Origin of the sequence: Dissulfurispira sp. (assembly GCF_036745535.1) — a bacterium.
GTDB lineage: Bacteria > Nitrospirota > Thermodesulfovibrionia > Thermodesulfovibrionales > Dissulfurispiraceae > Dissulfurispira.
Genome location: NZ_DAIOFX010000136.1, coordinates 1 through 2,836 on the forward strand (window position 1 = coordinate 1; position 2,836 = coordinate 2,836).

Below are 2,836 nucleotides of genomic sequence, written 5' to 3' on the forward strand. Positions count from 1 at the left end.
TGTTCATCAGGAAGGTCGATACCGATAACATTGAAAGTCAACTCTCCACTTGTATCTCTGGCATTCGATAAAGCTGCAACCATAGCAGAGCCGACAAAACCAAGCCCCTGAACAACTACCGTTTTCCTTTCCCTTCTCAAAAACGCATCTATTTTTTTGTTTTCCATGTTATTTTCAACAATACAATGAAACTCTTCTTCATACGGCGATCTCGAAATAATAACATCGGACATCGATCTTTCCTCTCCGGTTTCCTTAGTTTCTCGTAAAAACTATGACGAACGGATCAATATCTATACAAATTTTCATATAGTTCAGACATTATACTTAGACAGCCTCTCAAGGGCAGTCCAGAAACCCTCTCCACCAAATTTGTGCCCCTGCCATATTTCAGGGACAAATGTTGCGTCGCATCCATCTAACATTCTAAACAATTCTTCAAAATCTACTTCGCCTTCGCCTATCTGCAATCCTTCACCGTCAACACCGGCACCGTCTGCAATATGCAGGTGCACTATATAAGGCCTAACTTTTTGTATATAATCGGAAAGAGGAATTTTCAGATGATTGCATGCCAGAAGCGCATGTGATGTATCAAAACATATTTTTCTTCCGGTTCTGGCGCTGAAATCCGCAATATCTTCAGGAGATACAAAGACATTGTGATACCTCTGCCCTCCGAAAAGCCATGGAAATGGAGGCATATTCTCTATAATAATTTCCGTTTCCCCTTCTTCCAACTCCTTTAATGAATTTTCAAGATTTTCATAAAGCTTTTCCTTTTGTAGTATAGGTTCGTCTATACTGAACCCGCCTACATGGGCGACTATATAGACTTTGTTTTTTGTGGAAAAATGTTTCTTTAGTTTGTGAGTTATATTAATGACCATCTGAAGGTTCTCAATGGAAAGCCTTCTTTTAGCATCATCCAGCGAACATAAATCGAGCAGGTTATCGCCCCTGAAAAGCTCAGGGGCATGGACAATAAGCCCCTGCTCGTAATTCTTTATTTTAAAGGCATGATCAACATCGTCATAGCTTAAGTGAAACTCAAAAAAATGTGGAGAACTTTTCCTGGCGATATCTTCAATGTCATGATACCTGACCACGAGCCCCCATTTTCTTCTAAAATTATATTTATGCAAGGACTTATTGCCATCTCTCAAATCCGATTCTACAAAGTAGTCATCCCTTTTGATATCTCTCTTGGCCTTTTTGCCTATCAGTTCATTGATCCTCTGCGGGGAGATTCCCTTTCCGGGGCTTTTCACCGAGATCATCTCGGCTGTAAGCACCTTGCCTTTTTTTATATCAACAGCGGCAACAAGGCTTTTTGCGAGATTCTCCCTGTTTAAACGCTCACCCTGGGTAAGCCATCTGTGATTAGACCCCATTGCAAGTTCGATATTTCGTATGTCCCTTACAAGCTTTTGCAGTCCGGGGAATTCGAGGCTTGCAGCATGGTCAGGCCCTTCCATTGTTCTATCCAATGTAAAATGTCTTTCTATTATACAGGCACCCATAGCCACAGCCGCTTCAGATATGGCAATGCCTCTTTCATGTCCCGAATAACCAACAGGCACGCCATATTTCTTAAGTTCAAGCATAAACTTCAAATTTATGTCTTTATAGGGAGCCGGATAAGTACTATTACAATGCAGAATAGCAAACTCTGCCTTCTTTTCCTTTAAAAACATTACTGTCTTTTCGATTTCACTTACAGTTGACATACCTGTCGAAATGATCACGGGTTTTCCGGTTTTAATGATATAGCCAAGCAGGTCCATATTTGTCATATCAGCGGATGCCAGCTTGTAAGCAGGAACGCCTATCCGTTCAAGTTCATCCACGCTCGGTTTGTCCCACGGTGTGCACATAAACATTATGCCCTTTTGTGCCGAGTATTCGGCAAGCTCTTTCATCTGCTCAGTTGATAATTGGAATTTTTTAAGCAAAGAAATTGTATATTGAACAGAAAGGTCTTCGTTTATTGTATTCTCGATAGCGCTCTTTCTATAAAGCGCATCCAGATTTCTCATCTGAAATTTAACACAATCCGCACCTGCCTCCAATGCCATATCTATAAGTTTTTTGGCAATTTTCATGCTTCCATTATGGTTTATTCCTATTTCGGCTATAATAAAACAGGGCTGACCTTCTCCTATGAATCTGTTGCCTATCTTAATCGTTTGCATTAGCGTATCCTTTATCTTTCATTATTATGTCGAGTAGAAAAAGTTCATAAAGGGAATCTACCTCTATAGATTCTTCTTCGCTCATCACATACATAACTATCTTGCCACCGAGACGGTTTTTCTCTTTCAGTAGAATATCTGTTTTGGTTATGTATACCGAGCCGTTCTCTCTGTACCACTTGTCCTCTAACTTTATGTCCTGCCTTCTCGGACGGTTTTTATAATCGTATAGAGCAACTGCCATACCTCTTTCATTCTTCCAGAAAAAACTATGATTCTCACACACGGTCAGAAGAGAATCCGCCCCCGTCTTCAAAACCATCTCTATACATCTGTCAATAGTGCCTTTTTTTCTGTAAGGAGACGTCGGCTGTAAAAGGACAACATAATCAGGAAGATTTTCATAATCCTTCTTTAGGCAATCAAGCGCATGTATTAATACAGGCTCCGTTGGTGTAGTATCAAGTGCTAAATTATCGGGCCTTATTATAACCTTAACGCCATCATATTTTTTTGCAATCTGCTCTATCTCGTGAGAATCTGTAGAAATAACCACATCATCGATGTAAAAAGCTTCTAATGCCGATTCTATTGAAAAGCATAATAAAGGTTTACCTAACAGTGGTTGTATATTTTTCTTT

The 2,836-nt window shown here is 40.0% G+C and carries 2 protein-coding genes and 1 pseudogene; all 3 read right to left on the reverse strand.

Features of this window, described 5'->3' with window-relative positions; translation table 11 throughout:
* Positions 1 to 233: pseudogene (locus V7L97_RS12015) on the reverse strand (hypothetical protein); the annotation flags it as partial.
* 81 nt (positions 234 to 314) lie between these two features.
* Complete coding sequence (locus V7L97_RS12020) at positions 315 to 2,195, reverse strand: N-acetylneuraminate synthase family protein (RefSeq protein WP_333656301.1); 1,881 nt, start codon at positions 2,193 to 2,195, stop codon at positions 315 to 317.
* Positions 2,182 to 2,836: acylneuraminate cytidylyltransferase family protein (locus tag V7L97_RS12025; protein ID WP_333656303.1), on the reverse strand; the 655-nt coding region annotated here is incomplete at its 5' end. The genes V7L97_RS12020 and V7L97_RS12025, both read right to left, overlap by 14 nt.